At 62.5% G+C, this 18629-nt stretch carries 21 protein-coding genes; 5 read left to right on the top strand and 16 right to left on the bottom strand.

Annotated elements, in window-relative coordinates; all coding sequences use genetic code 11:
* Positions 1-51 precede the first annotated feature (51 nt).
* The 6 genes from LQE90_RS07440 to metG form a co-directional block, all read right to left on the bottom strand.
* A complete protein-coding gene (locus tag LQE90_RS07440) occupies positions 52-387 on the bottom strand; it encodes a Veg family protein (protein ID WP_114566488.1) in 336 nt (111 codons plus the stop codon).
* A gap of 594 nt (positions 388-981) precedes the next feature.
* Positions 982-1875, bottom strand: a complete 894-nt coding sequence (rsmA, locus tag LQE90_RS07445; RefSeq protein ID WP_216529020.1) for a 16S rRNA (adenine(1518)-N(6)/adenine(1519)-N(6))-dimethyltransferase RsmA — start codon at positions 1873-1875, stop codon at positions 982-984.
* Entirely contained in the window at positions 1872-2525 is a 654-nt protein-coding gene (locus LQE90_RS07450; RefSeq protein ID WP_231088248.1) for a flavodoxin family protein, read from the bottom strand. The genes rsmA and LQE90_RS07450 overlap by 4 nt, the downstream gene beginning before the upstream one ends.
* Positions 2525-3226 (bottom strand): TatD family hydrolase, encoded by a 702-nt coding sequence (locus LQE90_RS07455; protein ID WP_216529019.1) that lies wholly within the window; start codon positions 3224-3226, stop codon positions 2525-2527. The genes LQE90_RS07450 and LQE90_RS07455 overlap by 1 nt, the downstream gene beginning before the upstream one ends.
* Positions 3227-3244: 18 nt before the next feature.
* Positions 3245-3544 (bottom strand): nitrate ABC transporter substrate-binding protein, encoded by a 300-nt coding sequence (locus LQE90_RS07460; protein ID WP_114566484.1) that lies wholly within the window; start codon positions 3542-3544, stop codon positions 3245-3247.
* Positions 3545-3671: 127 nt separating this feature from the next.
* Positions 3672-5252: a methionine--tRNA ligase gene (metG, locus tag LQE90_RS07465; RefSeq protein WP_216529018.1), complete on the bottom strand. Its 1581-nt coding sequence runs from the start codon at positions 5250-5252 to the stop codon at positions 3672-3674.
* Between the two features lie 746 nt (positions 5253-5998).
* On the opposite strand from metG, the gene LQE90_RS07470 reads away from it, so the two are divergent.
* Complete coding sequence (locus tag LQE90_RS07470) at positions 5999-6826, top strand: SDR family NAD(P)-dependent oxidoreductase (RefSeq protein ID WP_216529017.1); 828 nt, start codon at positions 5999-6001, stop codon at positions 6824-6826.
* Positions 6827-6982: 156 nt separating this feature from the next.
* Positions 6983-8329 carry a lipase family protein gene (locus LQE90_RS07475; protein WP_216529016.1) on the top strand — a complete coding sequence of 449 codons (1347 nt, stop codon included), beginning with the start codon at positions 6983-6985 and terminating at the stop codon, positions 8327-8329.
* 83 nt (positions 8330-8412) lie between these two features.
* Here LQE90_RS07475 and LQE90_RS07480 read toward each other — a convergent pair whose 3' ends face one another.
* Both LQE90_RS07480 and LQE90_RS07485 read right to left on the bottom strand, forming a co-directional pair.
* Positions 8413-8655 (bottom strand): helix-turn-helix transcriptional regulator, encoded by a 243-nt coding sequence (locus tag LQE90_RS07480; protein WP_225748978.1) that lies wholly within the window; start codon positions 8653-8655, stop codon positions 8413-8415.
* A 20-nt stretch (positions 8656-8675) separates the two neighbouring features.
* On the bottom strand, positions 8676-8990 hold the full coding sequence (locus LQE90_RS07485; protein WP_216529014.1) for a DUF6442 family protein: 315 nt from the start codon (positions 8988-8990) through the stop codon (positions 8676-8678).
* Between the two features lie 194 nt (positions 8991-9184).
* Between LQE90_RS07485 and LQE90_RS07490 the strand changes: the two genes are divergently transcribed.
* Positions 9185-10021 carry an alpha/beta hydrolase gene (locus tag LQE90_RS07490; protein ID WP_231088249.1) on the top strand — a complete coding sequence of 279 codons (837 nt, stop codon included), beginning with the start codon at positions 9185-9187 and terminating at the stop codon, positions 10019-10021.
* 45 nt (positions 10022-10066) lie between these two features.
* On the opposite strand, the gene LQE90_RS07495 is transcribed toward LQE90_RS07490, so the two are convergent.
* The 8 genes from LQE90_RS07495 to LQE90_RS12425 all read right to left on the bottom strand — a co-directional run bounded on the left by LQE90_RS07495 (position 10067) and on the right by LQE90_RS12425 (position 16207).
* The gene (locus tag LQE90_RS07495; RefSeq protein ID WP_216529013.1) at positions 10067-11518 is read right to left on the bottom strand and encodes a DHA2 family efflux MFS transporter permease subunit; all 1452 of its coding nucleotides are present in this window, start codon (positions 11516-11518) and stop codon (positions 10067-10069) included.
* Positions 11519-11626: 108 nt separating this feature from the next.
* Positions 11627-12259: a M48 family metallopeptidase gene (locus LQE90_RS07500; protein WP_216529012.1), complete on the bottom strand. Its 633-nt coding sequence runs from the start codon at positions 12257-12259 to the stop codon at positions 11627-11629.
* Between the two features lie 8 nt (positions 12260-12267).
* Positions 12268-13143 carry a 16S rRNA (cytidine(1402)-2'-O)-methyltransferase gene (gene rsmI / locus LQE90_RS07505; protein ID WP_225748644.1) on the bottom strand — a complete coding sequence of 292 codons (876 nt, stop codon included), beginning with the start codon at positions 13141-13143 and terminating at the stop codon, positions 12268-12270.
* An 11-nt stretch (positions 13144-13154) separates the two neighbouring features.
* Complete coding sequence (locus LQE90_RS12420) at positions 13155-13280, bottom strand: hypothetical protein (protein ID WP_255616261.1); 126 nt, start codon at positions 13278-13280, stop codon at positions 13155-13157.
* Positions 13281-13453: 173 nt separating this feature from the next.
* Entirely contained in the window at positions 13454-14119 is a 666-nt protein-coding gene (locus LQE90_RS07510; RefSeq protein WP_216529011.1) for a methionine ABC transporter permease, read from the bottom strand.
* Entirely contained in the window at positions 14109-15119 is a 1011-nt protein-coding gene (locus LQE90_RS07515; RefSeq protein ID WP_216529010.1) for a methionine ABC transporter ATP-binding protein, read from the bottom strand. The genes LQE90_RS07510 and LQE90_RS07515 overlap by 11 nt, the downstream gene beginning before the upstream one ends.
* A gap of 26 nt (positions 15120-15145) precedes the next feature.
* The gene (locus tag LQE90_RS07520) at positions 15146-15982 is read right to left on the bottom strand and encodes a MetQ/NlpA family ABC transporter substrate-binding protein (protein ID WP_231088250.1); all 837 of its coding nucleotides are present in this window, start codon (positions 15980-15982) and stop codon (positions 15146-15148) included.
* A 99-nt stretch (positions 15983-16081) separates the two neighbouring features.
* Positions 16082-16207, bottom strand: coding sequence for a hypothetical protein (locus tag LQE90_RS12425; protein WP_255713237.1), 126 nt, complete (start codon positions 16205-16207; stop codon positions 16082-16084).
* 349 nt (positions 16208-16556) lie between these two features.
* On the opposite strand from LQE90_RS12425, the gene LQE90_RS07525 reads away from it, so the two are divergent.
* Both LQE90_RS07525 and LQE90_RS07530 read left to right on the top strand, forming a co-directional pair.
* Positions 16557-17369: an alpha/beta hydrolase gene (locus LQE90_RS07525; protein WP_216529008.1), complete on the top strand. Its 813-nt coding sequence runs from the start codon at positions 16557-16559 to the stop codon at positions 17367-17369.
* A gap of 94 nt (positions 17370-17463) precedes the next feature.
* Positions 17464-18528, top strand: a complete 1065-nt coding sequence (locus LQE90_RS07530) for a PTS sugar transporter subunit IIC (RefSeq protein WP_216529007.1) — start codon at positions 17464-17466, stop codon at positions 18526-18528.
* Positions 18529-18629: the final 101 nt, after the last annotated feature.

Here is an 18629-nt window from a genome sequence, read left to right on the forward strand (position 1 = left end):
AGGCGGGCCCGTTCGCACGGTGCCCGCCTTCTCTATAAGTATGCCAAAAGGCTAGGAAAGTACTTTCTCTCCCTCAGCGGGGCTAACCTCGGAAACGGCGCCTTCGGCCTCGGGCACGAAGGGCTCGAACAGCGGCTCGCCGTTCTGGGAAAGCTCAACCATGCCGGTTAGAACGTCAACGTACTGGTAGGACTGACGAGCGGTGCGCCCGCGCTTGCGATCGACCTCCAGGATGAACAACTGAGGGTGCACCTGCATGAGCACGCCTTCGCTCTCAACAATCTTGGAGCGGCCCATGTTGGCGCGCACTTTTAGGCGTTGACCGACGAAGTCATGTAACGTATCATGAATGGAGTCGACGATTTTGGCTTGTTTCGCTAAATCCATGCTCACTCTTTCTCGCTTATGCTATATACAGAGATAACAAATTAAAATTATACCATTACAGTCAATACAGAGGGAAATCTGCACGAATCCCCCTTAATTCGCATGTTTTCAGCCCCTTACAACCTTTTTCATGCAGAATCGCTCGCGTGCTCTACGCAATGTTTTCTTAGGTAAACTATGTCGCTTTCGTTTTGCTCGTTCACAAGCTTCGTCCTTATATGCTACTTTATTGGCATCATATAAGGACGAGGACGAGCAGGAAGCACCATGGGAAAGAAACGCGATCAGGAGAAGAAAGCCGCCAAGAAGAAAAAGTCCGCGAAGGCCGTCGAGAAAAGCAAGAAGGCTTCCGCGAAAAAAAGCGGAAGTCCGATTGAGGGGCGGACATGCCCTTGTTGCAAAAAGTCATGTCCGCTCGCAAACCCCAAATGCGGAAAAGGCAAGGCGCTCAGGAAAAAGCTGCTGCAAGCTTTCAAGAACGCAGCCTAAGACGCGAGAAATGGGCGGGTCGTTGGCCCGCCCGCAACAAGGCAAGAGCGCTGCGCCGGCGAGGCGTCTCCCCTGGCTCACGGGCTCCGCCTCCCCGCTTCGCCCCTAAACGATTTGCTGCAAAGCAGCTCCCAGCTTAATGAACTCGGGCAGGTCAAGGGTTTCTCCACGACGCTTGGGGTCGATGCCGGCATGATCAAGCAGTTCGGGCAGGCGCTCGATCACGCGCGCCCCCTCGGCACCGCGCCCGCCGAAATACGTCTTGCACGAATTCGCTATGGTCTTGCGGCGCGTCGCGAACGATGCGTCCGCCATCACGGCAGCAGCCTTGAGGGCGGCGGCGTCAAGCGGATCGCCGGCCTCGTCGAACACGGGACGACGATCGAGCCGCAGGACCGCGCTTTCCACGCGCGGAGGCGGGAAGAAGTTGCCCGGCCCCACCGCAAAACGACCCGCCGGCTCCGCGTACAGGCGCAGCTTGACGGTGTACGCGCCGTACGTTTTGGTGCCGGGCTGCGCCGCCATGCGGTCGGCGACTTCCTTCTGCACCATAACGGTGGCGCTTTCCAGCGACGCAAAGCCCTCGAAGTAATCGAGCACCACGGTGGCGGCAACCGCATACGGAAGATTCGCTACCAGCTTGGTCGGGGAAAACGGCAAGTCCTCGGTGCGCAAATCAAGCGCATCCTTGCTGATCAGCGTAAAGCGGTCCGCCCAGGGCGCAAGCGTTTCCGCCAGCACGGCAGGCAGATCCGCATCGCGCTCGACCGACGCGACGCGCCCCGCATGCTTCAGCAAAGCGATGGTAAGCGTCCCGATTCCGGGGCCCACCTCCAACACGTCGTCGCTTTCGGACACCTGGGACAGCGCGACGATCTTTTGCAGGATAGCGTCGTTGATGAGGAAGTTCTGGCCAAGCGAGTACTTGGTCGTCAAGCCGTGCGCTTCCAGAACCGCACGCGTTTCAGCCACGCTCGCCAAAGGCGAAAGCTTGGTCATAGCGAATCTCCTGTCGCAGTTTCGGCGCGCGGCTCGACCGCACGCGGATGGACGCCATCGGGGCCCGAGCACGTGTAAGCCGAAGCGGGGTGCACGCGCCCGCCCGTCAAAACGTCAGTACCTTCGGGCACGCTGCCATCAGGCGGAATAAGGCCCACCCAATCATGCACCGTATCCAGCCGAAGCCCCGCCACGGCCAAAGCCGATCGCACGGTGCCCACAAGCGGGCCGAATCCGTGCGGATCGCCGCCCTCCCCCATCACGTGCAGGTCAGCGGGGCGCTTCCGCTCTTGACGGCGATTCGTCCAAAAGTAAGGTTGCAGCCGATCGAGAAACGCCTTGAACTGCGCGGGGACCCCGGCAAAGTACACCGGCGTCACCACGACAAGCTGATCGCACTCGTTGAGCAGCCGGCGAACGCGCACCATGTCGTCGGCGATGATGCAGTACAGCTCGTCGCGCCCGGGCACGTTTCGCCTGCACACATCGCACCCCGTGCACGGCGCGATATGCACGTCGGACAGCATGACCACGTCGACGCGATCGTCGGGGCACGCATCCTCGTACGCCCACCGAATCGCCTCGCACAAGGCCGCGCTACGACCTCGCGCGCGCGGAGACCCGCATATAATCAGGCGATTCACGTGCATCACAACCCTTCGCGCGACAAGGCAGCACCTGCGGAACCGGCTGCTCGAGCTTCGGACGCCGCCTTCTGCCACGCCGTTGCAGGGCGATCCAACAGATCGCGCGCGTTTTCCATCATGCGCTCAAGAAGCGTCGCGCGGTCTTGCCCCGGCTCGCACCCGCGCACCTGCGCCATGCGCTCTGCGGTGAAGATGACGTGCTCGGGACCGCAGGTCATGCCGCGCATGGGCTCAGGCGTCATGTACGGAGCGTCCGTTTCGGTGACCAGGCGATTCTCCGGAACGCGAGAGGCGGCATCGCGCACGTCGTCGGCGTTCTTGAACGTGAGCGGCCCGCCAAAGGCCACATAGCACCCCTCTTCGACCCACGGCTCCAGCACGTCCCACCCCAAATTGAAGCAGTGGAGCAGCGTCCCCGCCGCAGGGAAGCCCTCTTCGCGCATGAGGGCAAGCGCCTCGTCGTGAGCCTCGCGCACGTGCAGCACAACGGGAAGCCCCGCCTCTTTCGCCAGGCGAACCTGACGGCGAAACGCACGGCGCTGATCTTCGCGCGGCGAGAAATCGTAATGGAAGTCCAGCCCTATCTCGCCGACGGCGCACACGCGAGGATCGGCCAGTCGCGCGCGCAGATCGGCTTCCAACCCGTCGTCGTAGTACCGCGCGTTATGGGGATGGCATCCCGTTGCAATGCGAATCCGCGGCACGCGCGGAAACGGATCGCTTCAAGTCCATCCCGTGAAACGCTTCGCAGCGGCAGCCGCTTCGAAGCGCCACGAATTCAGACGATCGAACGTGGTCGACCCGTCCTCGAACGCATCGACGATCGTGCAAAGGAAGCCCACCTTGTGCGCGGCGCAGCGCGCGATCGCAAGCGACGGGTCGGGCAACAGCTGCAAATGCACGTGCGTATCGGCCACCTCGGCCTCCAGCTGCGGCGCTTCTACCACGCGGTACGTTCCATGCTTGCGCTTCTGACGAAACAGCGGGTCGTCGAAAACGGGTTCTTGTCGTTCGTCGGTCATGGGCAGGCCCTTTCTTTCTTGCAGGTTCTCCCCAGGTCAGCGAGGTACGCTCCCGCGCGTGATCTTCGTGCGAGAACGTACCGCAGCGTCGGGTGGTTCCGCCGACCCGGCGGCCGGCGAAACGCGCTTATTCCATATTCAGATCGATAGAGTCCATATCCAAGCGCGGGAACAGCGGATCGCCGATCTCCACCTGGTTGCCGGCGGGAAGCTGGCCCCATGCCGTAGCGGCTTCGATGTCGGTCACGGCCGTGATGTCGCCCAAACTCAAGCGACGGAACACCTCGGCCGACGTGTTCGGCATGAACGGAGCCATGTACAGCGCGATGATGCGAATGGCCTCGAGCGCATTGTAGATAACGGCTTTCAGCTGGTCAGCCGTCTCTTCGGACTTCGCCAGGTTCCACGGCGCGGACTCCTCCACGTACAGGTTCACGCGACCGGCAAGCTTCTGCACCGCAGCCGCCGCACCGGTGAAGTCAACCTGGGACATGCACGCGTCGTATTCGGCATACAGCTCGTCGGAGATCTCGCGCAGCGGGTTTTCCGCAGCGAACGCCGGTGCCTCCGGAACCTTCGAGTCGAAGTACTTCTTCGTCATGTTGAACACGCGGCTGCACAGGTTGCCCCACGTGTTCGCCAGATCGGCGTTGTACACCTGCACCATGCGCTCCATGGAAATGGAGCCGTCGCTGCCGAACTGGACGTCGCTCATGAAATAGTAGCGGTACGCGTCCACACCGAACACCTTTACCAGATCGGCCGGCTTGAGGGCGTTGCCGCGAGACTTCGACATCTTCTCGCCCTTGGTCAGCAGGAAGCCGTGCCCGAACACGGTATGCGTGATGGGCAGTCCTGCGGCCATGAGCATGGCGGGCCAGATCACGCAGTGGAATCGCGTGATGTCCTTCCCCACGAAATGGTACTGCATGGGCCAGCGCTGCTCGAACTCGTCGGAGCGTTCGTCGTCGGCGTACCCGATGCCCGTGAGGTACGCGATCAGCGCGTCGGCCCACACGTACGCCACGTGGCTTTCGTCAAACGGCAGCGGCACGCCCCAATCGAACGTGGAACGGCTGATGGACAGGTCTTTCAGGCCGCCGGCCACGAACGACACGATCTCGTTCCTGCGCGTTTCGGGGCGGATGAAATCCGGATGCTCCTCGTAGAACTTGAGCAGCGGCTCCTGGAATTCGGACAGCTTGAAGAACCAGTTCTCCTCGCCGCCCGCCTTCTGCACGGGGCGCTTGCAATCGGGGCAGACGAACGCGCCTTCCTCGTTCTTCTCAAGGTCGCTCTCGGCGTAGTACGTTTCCTCGTGCACGCAGTACCAGCCCTCGTAGCTGCCCTTGTAGCACCAGCCCTTGTCGAAAAGCTCCTGCCAGAACTTCTTGACGGAACGCGCATGGCGCGGCTCGGTGGTGCGCACGAAATCGGTGTACGTGATATCCAGCATATCCCATGCATCGCGAAACGCCGGCTCCATGGAGTCGCACCAATCCTGCGGGGTCATGCCCTTGGCCGCCGCCGTATCGGCCACCTTCTGGCCATGCTCGTCCATGCCCGTCACGAACGCCACGTCGTAGCCGTTCATGCGCTGATAGCGCGCAACGGTGTCCGGCGCGATGGTAGCGTAGGCCGTGCCCAAATGCGGGGCTGCGTTTACGTAGTAGATCGGAGTGGTGAACGAGTAGGTTCCCTTTGACATGGTGCTTCCTTTGTTCTCGGGGCCGCGCGGCGCATGATGCCTCGTCGGCCGGATGGTCGGCGCGCTCCGCGGATGATGCGGGCGCCTGCATGTGCCGTCTGCGCGAGCAAGGCTGCGGCGCAACAGCAACTGGTTATTTTAACACGGTCGTTTGCCGCCGCCGCAAAGCACGTCGAAAACGCACGGCACGACGATCCCGCGCGTAAGCGCGCGGGCGCGGGATGGGGGCACGCACGTTGGGAGGGATGCGGCACCCCGTGCGTCCGCGGGGCGGGCTGCGCTCGAAAACTTGCGATTCTTGGCAGGTTTTGACGGTTTGAGGTTGCTGCACGGACGCACAGCCTCGGCACTAATCGACACGCTTTTCGTTTCCCCAGCTCAAAGCGGTGCATCAATACGCTTGGCACTTAGGTTGCTTCCGCAAGCCCGAAACAACAACCTCCAACCGTCAAAACCTGCCAGCAAACGCGATTTCGCGAGCGCAAGCTGGCAGCGACAGCGCGCAAGTCGCCGCAGGCATCACGCAAGCCGTTGCGGGTGTCACGCAAACTGCCGCAAGCGCCGCGCAAACCGCTGCAGTCGTATCGCAAACCGCCACAGACGCCAACCGCGCAAGCCGAAAACGCATGGAGCGGCGCTTTTTGCGGAAACCCCTTCAAACCCAATCGCCGAAAGCGTACGCTGGAAGTGTCGCTTCGCGCCGTTTTCCGCGAAGCGCGCCAACCCGCTCTCGAAGGAGGCATCTCATGGCAAAGCAGGCGTACGAAGGCCGTTTCGACGGAAAAGTTATGATCATAACCGGAGCCGCGCGTGGCATCGGACGTGCCACCGCTCTGCGCGCAGCCGCAGAAGGCGCGAAGCTCGTGCTGGTCGACCGCCTTGAAGACGAGGGCGAGAAAACGCTTGCCGAGGTTCGCGCCGTAGCTCCCGATGCGCTGTTCCTGCCCCTCGACCTCTCCATAGAAGAGAACGCCCAGGCTATGGTGGCCAGAACGATCGAAGCGTTCGGACGTCTGGACATCGCCGTGAACAACGCCGGCGTGATGGGCCAGCCCGACAACGTGCACGAGCTGACCAAGGAGCAGATGGACTACACCATGGCAAACAACCTCTACACGGTGTTTTTCTGCGCAAAGCACGAGCTTCGGCAGTTCATCGCGCAGGGCGGCGGCGGGTCCATCGTCAACGTAGCGTCCATCGCCGGCATGACCGGCTTGCCGGGCAACCCCGCCTACGTTGCATCGAAGCACGCCGTCAACGGCCTGACCAAGAACCTCGCGCTGGATTACGCACGCTACGGCGTGCGCGTCAACTCGGTCAATCCCGCCGGAACCGCCACGCCCATGGTCGAAGAGGCGTACGCATACGTGATGGAGAAGCAGCAGGCGGCCGTAGCCGCTGGGGCGGATCCGGCCGACGCCGCATCGATGGCCGGGCAAAAGACCGAGTCCATGCTGAAACGAGACGCCGAAGCCGAAGAACAAGCCGCCTCGATCCTGTTTTTGGCCTCGGACGATGCCTCGCACATGACCGGCGAAGTCGTCGCAACCGACGGCGGTTGGACGTCGTTCTAGCTTCAACCGCACGTGAGGCGCGCGAAACCTTAAGGAAAGTTAACAACGTGCGCCGGAAAGGTCTTCTTTGCGTGAAGACGCGCGGCTGTTTGCAAGGCTGCCCCTATACTGAAGCCTCTCGCAAGCAGCCGCGCCGTCCGCATTGACAGGAGGCCCATGCGCACCACGCCCGCACGCCGCGTCGCGTCTACCGCCGCGGCCATCTTCGTCAGTCTTATGTTCTTGGGAATGTTCCTGATTCCCCTTCGCTATCTGGGCGCCACGATGGGCATTGTGCCCACGGCACGCGTGACCGCCGAAGCATCTGCGCCTGCACCGACCCCCTCGGCAACAGGCAAGACCATCACGGCCGAATACTGCAGCGAGGCCGTAACGGCAAGCAATCCATCGAACCTTGCGGGACGGACGTCAACGAACTTGGTCTTCAACGACTCCTGGTTGCTTCAAGATGCCGATTTCTACCACCACGATCTAGCCACGGCTTGCGCAGTGCTCGCAGCGGTGTGCAATTCGGAATCGCAATACTACAGCAATGTCGAAGGAGCGGCCCCCTACGCCGAGCAATCGCTTTGGGCCCTGGGCTTCGCCGACGTGCGCACGGAATCCTACGCGCTGCGCAGCAACATCCTTGACGAGCTGGGAGCGCTTTTCATAGGATCCCACGACGTTGCCGCCTACACCTTCGCCAGCAAAACCATTCCCGACCCGCAAGGAGGAACGCCCCTCACGCTGGTGTTCGTGGGCGTGCGCGGAAGCTACGGCATCGAATGGATCAGCAACTTCAACCTGCACGATGCACAGGGAGACAGCGACGACCACCACGGGTTCGGAAAAGCCGAAACCGAAGTGGAACGCGCGCTCGCCCGCTACGCGCATGAAATAGGAGCAAGCCCGGAACGCACCCGCATTCTGATCACCGGCCACAGTCGCGGAGGGGCCATCGCGAACCTGCTGGCCGCAAGGCTGAACAACCTTGGCGAAACATCGAACAAGATTGCTCCCGCTTCAGGCATCTACGCCTACACGTTCGCAGCTCCCGGGTGCACGCGCGAATCCGACCGGCAAAGCCCTGCGTACGACAACATCTTCAACATCGTGAACGAATCCGACATCGTGCCGAAGCTTCCGCTCTCAACCTGGGGATACGGGCGATACGGAACCACCGTTGCGCTGCCAAGCGTTTCCAGCGACCAGTTCTCGACGCTGTTCGACCGCATGCGAGAGGCATTCCAGCGCAATACGGGAATCATGCCGACCTACGACAAGGCGGGGCTGGCGTCGATCGATACGTTCGAGAACAACATGGACGAAGTGCTGACCTCGATCGGAAGCCCGGTCAATCCCGCACGCATCGTCGCGGCAGCCGGATCGCTGCTGGGAGTGGACTTCGGCGCGGCTCTGGCCTCGCACTTCCCCGATACGTACATCGCTTGGATGCAAAGCACCGACGACAACAGCCTCTCGTTCGACGCGCCCGCCAAGCGCACGGCGATCGCCTCGTAAGCAGGCGGGTCGTCAACGTCCACCAAGACGCGAAACGCGTTTCGCTCAAACGCATCGTCGCCGGCAAAGCAGCAGCGAAAGCGTCACTCGAAATAGAACAAGTCTTCGAACTTCTTATCCAGCGCAATGCAGAGCACGAGCGCAAGCTTCGCCGTTGGGTTGAACAAACCCGTCTCGATAGATGAAATGGTCTGACGCGACACGCCCACCAATCGAGCAAGCTCCAACTGAGAAAGCCCCGCTTCGGCTCGCGCCGCTTTCAGGCGGTTCTTCAGTTCCAACTCGCCATCGTTTCGATGAACGTCGTCAAAGCCGAACGAGGGCATCTTAATCACGAACGATCCCCTTACATCGTGATCAACACATGCTGGACAGCCCAGATCACGGCGGCAACAGCAGCGAAAGCGCCCAGGAACAGCGCCCCTTTCATGCGCAGTTTGGAGTACTGCGCAAACCCCATGCTGGCAACCCCCGCCATGAAAACCGCGTTGATCCCGTTCGTTTCAAGACCGTGCGACCGATCCCACACCTGCAAGATTGCCAACCCCAGCATCAGCGTACTTCCCACGATCACGAGCATACGCTGCTCCATAGACCGGAAGCGCTCGTCGACCAGCCCATTGTCCTCACGGCTTTTCTCAAGAATCTCATGCTTGTCCATACCGAATCCTTTCCGGCAGTCCCGAAGGAGAACCCGCGCACAACCCATAATCCCAGCCCAACCGTGTTCCGATCCAACGGTAATGTCAAGTACACTTGACATTACGATAAGTTTACTTGACATCATGCAAGAATACAAGCTGCGTGCCCCAAATCAGAAACCCTGCATCGCTTTCTTTTGCTACCATAACGATCATGAAAGCTAACGACGAAACACCCCAAGCCAAGAAGGCGCACAAGCCGCGCGCGAAGTGGCCTCGCCGCCTTGCAATCGCCCTAGCGATTGCGCTGGTCGCAGCGTGCTTGGCAGCAGGCACCTTTCTCGTGTACGCCAGCTCGTACTACCACGACGCAGACGCGCATCACGAAACCCTCGCGTCCACCGCGCAGCTTCCCGTTGAGCAGGGCGACGGATACCTGGCATTCGGAGACCCGAACGCCAGCGTCGGCTTGGTGTTCTACCCGGGAGCGAAGGTCGAGTACAGCGCCTACGCCCCGCTCATGCGCGACCTAGCCGAACGCGGCGTTTTCTCCGTGGTGGTGCAGATGCCGTTCAACTTCGCGTTCTTCGACATCAACGCAGCCGACCGCGTTCGCGCCGCATACCCTGCGATCACCTCATGGTGGGTGGGCGGTCACTCCCTCGGCGGATCCATGGCCGCACAATACGCCGCCGATCACGCAGACGACCCCAGCATGAAGGGCGTCGTTTTGGCGGCCTCCTACTCCGCGAGCGACCTTTCGCACGCCAACCTGGGAGCCGTTTCCGTATACGGCTCGAACGACCAGGTGCTCAACCGCTCGAAACTCGAAGAAAACGCGGGATTTCTGCCTTCCGAGTCATCCACCGTGGAGATAGCGGGTGGAAACCACGCAGGTTTCGGCGACTACGGCCCGCAAGACGGCGACGGCTCCGCGTCGATCTCCCCCGAACAGCAGCGTGACCAGGCGGCGGACATCATTGCAGCCTACCTGCTCGATCGCGAGCAGGCGGCAACGCCCCAAAGCGCAAGCCTGCCCCAAGCAGCTTAAAACGAACGAGCCGCTTTTCCGCACCAACAAGCAAGCCGCCGCACGTTACGCCGCCTTCCGAGCTTTTCCACGCGGAAGCAAGAGCATCCCCGCCACGAACCCGGCCACGATGACGCCCGCCTGCACCTCGAAGCTCACGCCGAAGCCGAACGCATCGATGCCCAGGTCGTTCGAAGACGCCTGCGCCATGATGGCAATGAGTACCGAGGAGGCAAGCGCCCCGAAGATCTGCCGAAACGACGTGATGATGGCCGTTCCTTGAGCCAGGTCCTCGGCAGGAAGCGACGCGCACGCGTACGCCGTCATGGGCATCATCAGGCACGCCACGCCCACGGTGCGCACGCCGAACAGCGCGGTCACCGCCCACTCGGGCGTACTGGCATCGCATGCCGCGAAGGCAAGCGTCCCAACAGCCAGCACCGCGGATCCAACAACGATCAAAGGGCGCGGACCGCATCGATCCAGCAACCGGCCCGTCACGGGGTTCAGTACCCCCAGCAGCAACGCCCCGGGAAGAATGGCCAGGCCGGACGACGTGGCACTCAGCCCCTGCACATCCTGCACGAACAGCGGGACCATGATCGACCCTGCCATAAACGCAATCTGCGCGATCATGACCAAGCCGGTAGCCACGGCGAAGGTTCGGTTGCGAAAGCACGCAAGCTTGAGAAGGGGCTGATCGATGCGCGCCTGCCTTCGAGCGAACACCGCCAAAGCCGCCACGCCGCTCACAAGCGCAAGGACGGGCAGCGCGCTCAAGCTCCCGTCCGCCTCCATGAACGTAGTCCCCGCCATGATGGCGCAGAACCCAAGCGCATAGAGCAGACCCGAGGGAACATCGAAACGCTCGCGCTTCCCTTCGCGCTTCATCACATCGGTCAGCAGGGGAAGCGCCAGCGCTATCACAACAATGGTCACGGCGCCCAACACGATGAACACCGAGCGCCACCCCCAAAAGTCTATGAGGAAGCCCGATACGGTGGGGCCGATAGCCGGCGCGAACCCGATGATCAAGCCCACCAGGCCCATAGCGCGTCCGTACTCGTTGCGCGGATACACCGAAAGCGCCACCACCTGAATGAGCGGCAACGCGATGCCGGCACCGCCCGCCTGCAGCAAGCGCGACGCCAGCAGCAGCGGGTAGTTCGGTGCGAACAGGGCGGCAGCGCACCCCGCCACGAAGCACAGCATGGCGGCAACGAACAGCTTCTTCGCATCAACGCGATTCACCAGGTAAGCCGTCATGGCCGAAATAAGGCCCAGCATGAAAATGTAGGATGTGGTAAGCAGCTGACCAAGAGCGGCGTTCACCGCGAACTCGTGCATGATGGTGGGCAGCGCCGCTATCATCATGCTTTGGGAAATGCACGCGGCAGTGGTGCCGGCCATCATGATGGACAGCACGACGGTTCGCTGCCTGCGCGGCAATCCGTCGTGCGCGGCAAGCGCATCGTCGCCCGCAGCCTGGTGTTTCGCTCTGTCCGTTTGCTGTCCCATAAGGCCATGGTAGCACCGGCACTTTGGGAGCCCCCACCCTTCGGCAAACGTGCACATTACAGTTCGGCAACGTATCGCATGCAAACTAATTTGCCTTCTAACCAGGCTTTATCGCAGCTTATCGCGCCGTTCGCGCCAATCAGGCATGAAGGTATCCATAAGCTCTTTGAAGCGCGGGCCGTGACCCCGCTCCAAAAGATGGCACAGTTCGTGAACCACCACGTACTCCAAGCATTCCGGGGGATACAGCGCCAGGCGCACGTTCAGACAGATGCGGCCCGTCGAAGGCTGGCAGCTGCCCCAGCGACTGGTCATGTTCCGGTACGCCAGCTTGCCCGCCTTCACGCCCATGATGGGCTCCCAAGCTTCCACCAGCACCGGAGCGCACGCCTCCACCACGGCGCGCCATGCGGCAACCTGTTCCGGCGAAGCCTGAGCCGCCCGAGCCGCAGGCGACGACGCAGCCTGCGCGCGCTTCTGGTCGATCCACGTCCGCTTCTCCCGAACGAAGCGCTCCACATCCTGGTCGCGCACATGCAGCGGAGCGGAAACCTCCACGCAGCCGCCCGTGCGCGCGATGCGCAGGTTGAGGTTCTTCACGCGCTTGCGCGTCAAGCGTACGGGCAGACCGTCCACAAGAAGCTCTACCGCAGCATCGCCCGCACGACGCCCGCGCGCCGAACGACCTGCGGGTGCAAGAGCGCCGCTCCCGCGCTGCGCATCGCGAAAACCCTGGGACATGCGGCTCCCTACGCCTCGAGCGCGATGTCGTAGGCCGCGTTGCGCGCAATGCCGAACTCGTCGGCTATGGTGCGAGCTACGTCCTTGTTGCGCGCGCCGGCAGCCTTCAGCTCTGCCGCTCGAGTCCGAGCGGCAGACTCGGCGTCTTCCTCGGCCGCAGCACCCTCCGCCACGCTGGGACCATCGATCACCAGCACGATCTCGCCCTTGATGCCGCCGCCTTCCGCACGAGCGGCAAACATGTCGCGCAGGCGCGGCAGGGAGTCGCGCGCCACTTCCTCGTGCAGCTTCGTCAACTCGCGGCATACGGCGCCCTCGCGGTAAGGGTACGCCTCGGCAAGCGATTCAAGTGCGCTGACCAGGCGATTAGGACTTTCGTAGAAGATGAGCGCGGCGTCGAGGGCACGCAACGACTCCAGCGTGGCGCGGCGCTCCGCATCCTTGCGCGGGAAGAAGCCGCCGAAATAGAACCGCGGGTTCGTGCTGCCGCTGGCCACGTACGCCGTAGCCGCAGCAGTCGGACCGGGCAGCACCTCCACGGGCACGCCGGCCTCATGCGCGGCGCGCACCAAACGCAAGCCGGGATCCGACACGCCGGGCATGCCGGCATCGGAGCAGTACGCGATCACCTCTCCGGCCGCCACGCGATCGACGATGGCCGACGCGCGCTCGCCCATGAGCGCTTCGTCAAGGCGCTCGATGCGCTTCTCGATGCGATACGCCGCCAAAAGCCTGCCCGTGACGCGCGTGTCTTCGGCGCATACCGCATCGGCGGACTGCAAGGCCGCAAGCGCACGCTGCGGCATGTCCCCCAAGTTGCCGATAGGCGTCGGGCATATAACCAGCTTTCCAGCTGCGCGAGTTCCGGCTGCACAAGATTCCACTGGCTACCCCGCTACTTTCGACGCATAAGAACGAACGCCACCACCAGCACGACAAGCGCGAGCGCCACCACGCCGCCCACGATGAACGGTAGCGGATTGTCTCCCGTACAGGCCAGGCAGCCATACGCAAGCTCCATGCAACTCCCCTTTCGTCGTGCCGGCGCCTCGGTGCGCAACGGCGTTTCAACCGGTCTCCATTGTCGGGCATGACGAGCCCAATGGCAAACGCAACCCGCCAACCATCGCTCACAAAACGCAAGTTGGCGGGTTGCGCGCGAACGCTAGCGCGGTTGGCAGGCTGCGCGCGAGGCTAGCGCATCTTCTGAGCTCGGGCAACCCACGCGTCGCCCAAAAACTGTATCGCCTGTACAAGCACGATCAGCACCGCAATGCACGACACCATGACGTCGGCCTGGTAGCGCTGGTAGCCGTACCGGTACGCCAGATCGCCCAGGCCCCCGCCGCCCACGATGCCGGCCATCGCGGAAAAGCCCAGGATGGAAATAGCCGTGATGGTAATGCCCTTGATCAGCGGAATACGCGCCTCTGGCAGCAGCACGAACAGCACGACCGCGGTTTTGCTGGCGCCGGCGGCGAACGCGGCCTCCAGCATACCCCGGTCAACCTCCGCGAACGAGGTTTCCGACAACCGCGCGAAAAACGCGATCGCGGCAATGGACAGGGGAACCACCACGGCCTCGCTGCCGATCTTCGTGCCCACGATCAAAGACGACAGCGGCAGCAAGAAGATGAGCAGGATGAGAAACGGAATGGAGCGCACCACGTTCAGCACGGCCCCCACCAGCCTGTTGACCCAGACGTTCTTCACGAACAAGCGCGTGCCGGTGACGTACAGAAGAATTCCCAGAGCGCCCCCGACCACCACGGCGGCCGCCAGCGCAACCGAGCACATGAACGCGGTCTGACCCAACGCAACGCCAAGCTCCGGCGCAATTCGCACGATGTTATCCAGCATGGCGCACCACCTCCAAACGCTCCACGCGCGCCCTCAAGTGCGCCGCGACTTTCTCTATTTCCGCAGGCTCGCCGTTCACCAGCACGTACAGAATCCCGTAAGGCTGTTGGGCAAGGTACTCTATCCGCCCGTGCACGATCGATATCGTCACGTCGAACGAAGACCCCGCTTCGAACAGAACCGGCTCGGTTGCGGCAGGGCCCGCGTACGTTAATTTGAACAGCGCTCCGCTTTGCTGCAGCACCTCTTCAGGCAGGTCGAAGCGCTGCGTTTGCTCGACAAGGCCCTTCGCCACCTCCGACTGGGGATTTGAAAGCACGTCGAACGTGCTGCCATGCTCCACGATGCGGCCCTTGCCCATAACCGCCACCCGATGGCAGATGCGCTTCACCACGTCCAGCTCGTGCGTGATGACCACCATGGTGACGCCCAGCTCCTCGTTCGCGCGCCTGAGCACGTCCAGGACCGATGCGGTGGTCTCCAGGTCGAGCGCGCTCGTAGGCTCGTCGCACAGCAGGATGCGCGAACTGGGGGCAAGCGCCCGCGCGATCGCCACGCGCTGCTTCTGCCCGCCACTGAGCGTGCGCGGGTAGACGTCCTTCTTGTCCAGCAGGTTCACGAACCTCAGCACCTCGTCAACGCGCTCGTCCGTCTGCCGCTTGCTCCACCCGGCCTGCTTGAGCGGAAACGCAACGTTTTGGCCGACGGTCTTCGCGTTCCACAGATTGAAGTGCTGGAAGATCATGCCGATGCCCGCGCGGGTTTCGCGCAGCTGCCTGCCCCTTTGCCCCACGATGGAAATGCCGTCGACGATCACCTCCCCGGCGGTGGGCGCTTGCAGCAGGTTGATCGTTCTGACAAGCGTGGACTTCCCAGCGCCGCTCGACCCGACGATGCCGAGCACCTCCCCTTCGCGCACGGCCAGGCTCACCCCGTCAACGGCCGGCGCCTTGGATTGCCCCGAGGGAAATTCGACGCGCACGTTTTTCAACTCGATCATGATGCTCCTCACGTGGACGAATCCTCTTAGTAACCGCTCGGCCTACTGAAGGCGGAGAAGGGGCGGCTGGGGTCCTCGATGGCGCGTCGGAAGGCGTCCGAGCTCACAATGGCAACGATGTCCTGGGCAAAGGGAGCGGCAGCATCCTCTCCGCGCACCGCGATCACATTGTAATAACCCTCGGAAAGCTGCTCCACATAAGCCGCGTCGGCAAGGTCGAGGCCCGCGCCGATGGCGTAGTTGCCGTTGACCACGGCTGCGTCCACGCTATCGAGCACCGTGGGCAGAATCTCGGCGTTGACCTGCTTGATAACGATGTTCTTGGGATTGGACGCGATATCGTCGACCGTCGCCTTGGCGGGGTCCACCGCCGAATCAAGGAAGACAAGACCAGCCTGCTGCAACACGCGCAACGAACGCGACAGGTTGGTGTCATCATTGGGAACGGCCACCGTCGCCCCTTCGCTCAACTGGTCGAGCGAACCCACCTTGTTGGAGAAAACGCCCATGGCCGCCGTAGGAATTTCGGCGAGAGCGGCCAGATCAAGGCCATGCTGCTGGGCAAAGCTGTTCAGATACGTGGAATGTTGGAACACGTTAAGCGAAATGTCTCCGTTGACAAGGGCGTTGTTGGGCTGGACGTAATCCGAGAACTCAGCGTAGCTCACGGAATACCCCCGTTCTCTCAACGACGGCTCGACGGCTTCGCGAAACAGATCTTGATACGGACCGGCGACCACGCCCACTTTGAGCGACTTCGCGCTGGAATCATCCGCTCCAGGAGCCGAACAGCCCGAAAACAGGAGCAGCGCGGCGCACAGGCTCGCAACGATCGAGAGCAGAGCAACAAGCTTGCATTTCATGACAAGTACCTTTCTTTTGCAGGAGGACAACCCGAGTTCGGGCATAAAAAAAAGAAGCCTGAGGCTTCCGAGAATCGCGACACGGTATGTACGTTCACCCTAAGAAACAAGGATAGCGTTGCGACAATTCTCGAAGCACGACATGCGCATGCGCGGACGCATGCCCATCAGCATGGACAGAGCGCGGGGCATCATCATGTTCATGTACGAGAAACCAGCTATCATGGCCAACCTCCTTCCGGGTGCAAAAAGCCGATTCGAATACTACAGCAAATCACTAGGTGTTCAGTATAGGGAAGGAATCCGCGCCGTCAAGACCTGAATGAAAATCGATGCGACGGACGGCGATGCGGGGTTCAGGGGGGTTGCGGGGTGCGAGGGGGGTTCGCGGGACCAGCAAGCGGCGGCGCAGTTCGCGGGGCAAGAAGCGCACAGGGCGGTTGAAGATGGCGCGCGTCGCGGGCCCACGAGGCGCCGGCTTCCGAGCCGTCGATTCCGCCGCAGCCGATCCTTCTTCCCCGCGCGCAACGCGCTACAATGGAACCAACGTCGTACCCGATAGAGAGAAGGTCCCATGCACCAGGAACTCACGAAGAAGGCAGCAGAAGGATTCCTGCTGGTCGGACGCATCGACGCGCCCGAAAACCCGAAGGCGTGCGCGGTCATCGTCCACGGCCTGTGCGAGCACTACGGTCGCTACGACTACGTGGTGGAACAGCTGCTGGCGGCCGGCTACGCCGTGGTGCGCTTCGACCATCGCGGGCATGGCCGGTCGATGGGCAAGGCAGTCTGGTACGACAACCGCCAGCAGATCGTGGCCGACACGGATCTGTTCGTAGAAGAAGCCCGCGCGCACTTCCCCGACCTGCCGCTGTTCATGATCGGGCATTCCATGGGCGGGTTCGGCGCAGCCAGCTACGCAACGACGTACCCCGGAAAGCTGAGCGGCTACGTGCTGTCGGGAGCCTGGACCCGCGATCATGCAGGCCTGGCAGCGGGCGTGGTCGAGCAGGGGCTCGACCCGCAAACCTACCTCCCCAACGAACTGGGCGACGGCGTATGCTCGGATCCTGCCGTAGGCGAGGCATACCTGGCCGATCCGTTCGTCGTCAAGGAATTCTCCGTCGCGCTGCTGCGCGCCGTGCACGACGGCCACGTATGGCTCCGCGAGCACGCTGCGGATTTTTCCGACCCGGTGCTTTTGCTGCACGGCGGCGATGACGGCTTGGTCAGCCCGCAAGACAGCATCGACATGTACGAGGAGGTGTCGGCCACGGACAAGTCTTTGCGCATCTACGCCGGCCTCTACCACGAGATATTCAACGAGTTCAAGCGCGACCGCGTTATCCGCGACGCCATCGAATGGCTGGACGACCGCACGCAGTAAGCGCTCCTCGCCGAAAAAACGCCGCCGAGCATTCCCCCTGAGGGATCGAACGGGTACAGTTCCACGAAACCGCTCGACAATCAGGGGGATTATCATGTCGCAAGGAGCCGTCGCTTCCTTTCTCGCACGCAAAGACATCGAGATATCGCCGCAACGCTACGCTATCGACGCGCTGTCGGCCATGGCGCAAGGCCTGTTCGCCTCGCTTTTGATCGGAACCATCCTCGCCACCGTGGGAGACCTTACGGGAATCGCGTTCTTCAACGAGATAGGCGGCTTCGCCAAAAGCGTTGCCGGGCCCGCCATGGCCATCGCCATCGGGTACGCCCTGAAAACGCCGCCGCTCGTTCTGTTCTCGCTTGCCGCCGTAGGCTACGCCGCGAACGCTGCGGGCGGCGCGGGCGGGCCGCTTGCCGTGCTAGTGGTTGCCATCGTGGCGTCGGAGTGCGGCAAGGCCGTGTCGAAGGAGACGAAGGTCGACATCCTGGCAACGCCCGCTGTCACCATCCTGGCGGGCTGCGGCCTGTCGATCGCCGTCGCCCCGGCCATCGGCGCCCTGGCGTCGTCCGTGGGCGGATTCATTATGTGGGCAACCGAGTTGCAGCCGTTCTTCATGGGCGTCATCGTGTCGGTGGTCATCGGCATCGCCTTGACGCTGCCCATCTCGTCGGCCGCCATCTGCGCCGCCCTCAGCTTGACGGGGCTGGCGGGCGGCGCGGCCGTAGCTGGATGCTGCGCCCAGATGGTGGGGTTCGCCGTCATGAGCTTCAAGGAGAACAGCTGGGGCGGACTGGTGTCGCAGGGCCTGGGCACGTCCATGCTGCAAATGGGCAACATCGTGCGTAAGCCGATCATCTGGCTTCCGCCCATTCTGGCATCGGCCATCACCGGCCCCATCGCCACCTGCGTCTTTCAGCTCCAGCAAAACGGCAGCGCAATCGCATCGGGCATGGGAACGTGCGGGCTGGTAGGCCCCATCGGCGTGTACACGGGATGGGTTGCAGATGCCATGGCGGGCGCACCGGCAGCCGGACCTCTCGACTGGCTGGGACTGGCGCTGATCTGCTTCATCTTGCCTGCCCTTCTCAGTTGGGGGATATGCGCCGTCATGAGGAAAGCGGGCATCATCAAGGACGGCGACCTTAAGCTGGAGGCGTAAAGCGCGCAGGTGCAAAGGGCGCAAAGGATGCAAAGGATGCAAAGCGGGGTGCCCAAGCGCTGCTCGGCACCCCGGTCGTAAAATGGCTCGGCTCGCAGCCG

The sequence above is a fragment of the Paraeggerthella hominis genome (assembly GCF_021044775.1).
Lineage (GTDB): Bacteria > Actinomycetota > Coriobacteriia > Coriobacteriales > Eggerthellaceae > Paraeggerthella > Paraeggerthella hominis.

Bases quoted from the DNA above. Each gene is read 5' to 3' on its own strand.
- LQE90_RS07500 (WP_216529012.1), bottom strand. From the start codon at position 12,259: ATGTCCCAGGGTTTTCGCGATGCGCAGCGCGGGAGCGGCGCTCTTGCA.
- metG (WP_216529018.1), bottom strand. From the start codon at position 5,252: ATGTCAAAGGGAACCTACTCGTTCACCACTCCGATCTACTACGTAAAC.
- LQE90_RS07525 (WP_216529008.1), top strand. From the start codon at position 16,557: ATGCACCAGGAACTCACGAAGAAGGCAGCAGAAGGATTCCTGCTGGTC.
- LQE90_RS07470 (WP_216529017.1), top strand. From the start codon at position 5,999: ATGGCAAAGCAGGCGTACGAAGGCCGTTTCGACGGAAAAGTTATGATC.
- LQE90_RS07475 (WP_216529016.1), top strand. From the start codon at position 6,983: ATGCGCACCACGCCCGCACGCCGCGTCGCGTCTACCGCCGCGGCCATC.
- LQE90_RS07530 (WP_216529007.1), top strand. From the start codon at position 17,464: ATGTCGCAAGGAGCCGTCGCTTCCTTTCTCGCACGCAAAGACATCGAG.
- LQE90_RS07510 (WP_216529011.1), bottom strand. From the start codon at position 14,119: ATGCTGGATAACATCGTGCGAATTGCGCCGGAGCTTGGCGTTGCGTTG.
- rsmA (WP_216529020.1), bottom strand. From the start codon at position 1,875: ATGACCAAGCTTTCGCCTTTGGCGAGCGTGGCTGAAACGCGTGCGGTT.
- LQE90_RS07515 (WP_216529010.1), bottom strand. From the start codon at position 15,119: ATGATCGAGTTGAAAAACGTGCGCGTCGAATTTCCCTCGGGGCAATCC.
- LQE90_RS07490 (WP_231088249.1), top strand. From the start codon at position 9,185: ATGAAAGCTAACGACGAAACACCCCAAGCCAAGAAGGCGCACAAGCCG.
- LQE90_RS07440 (WP_114566488.1), bottom strand. From the start codon at position 387: ATGGATTTAGCGAAACAAGCCAAAATCGTCGACTCCATTCATGATACG.
- LQE90_RS07460 (WP_114566484.1), bottom strand. From the start codon at position 3,544: ATGACCGACGAACGACAAGAACCCGTTTTCGACGACCCGCTGTTTCGT.
- LQE90_RS07450 (WP_231088248.1), bottom strand. From the start codon at position 2,525: ATGCACGTGAATCGCCTGATTATATGCGGGTCTCCGCGCGCGCGAGGT.
- LQE90_RS07495 (WP_216529013.1), bottom strand. From the start codon at position 11,518: ATGGGACAGCAAACGGACAGAGCGAAACACCAGGCTGCGGGCGACGAT.
- LQE90_RS12420 (WP_255616261.1), bottom strand. From the start codon at position 13,280: ATGGAGCTTGCGTATGGCTGCCTGGCCTGTACGGGAGACAATCCGCTA.
- LQE90_RS07485 (WP_216529014.1), bottom strand. From the start codon at position 8,990: ATGGACAAGCATGAGATTCTTGAGAAAAGCCGTGAGGACAATGGGCTG.
- LQE90_RS12425 (WP_255713237.1), bottom strand. From the start codon at position 16,207: ATGATAGCTGGTTTCTCGTACATGAACATGATGATGCCCCGCGCTCTG.
- LQE90_RS07520 (WP_231088250.1), bottom strand. From the start codon at position 15,982: ATGAAATGCAAGCTTGTTGCTCTGCTCTCGATCGTTGCGAGCCTGTGC.
- LQE90_RS07480 (WP_225748978.1), bottom strand. From the start codon at position 8,655: ATGCCCTCGTTCGGCTTTGACGACGTTCATCGAAACGATGGCGAGTTG.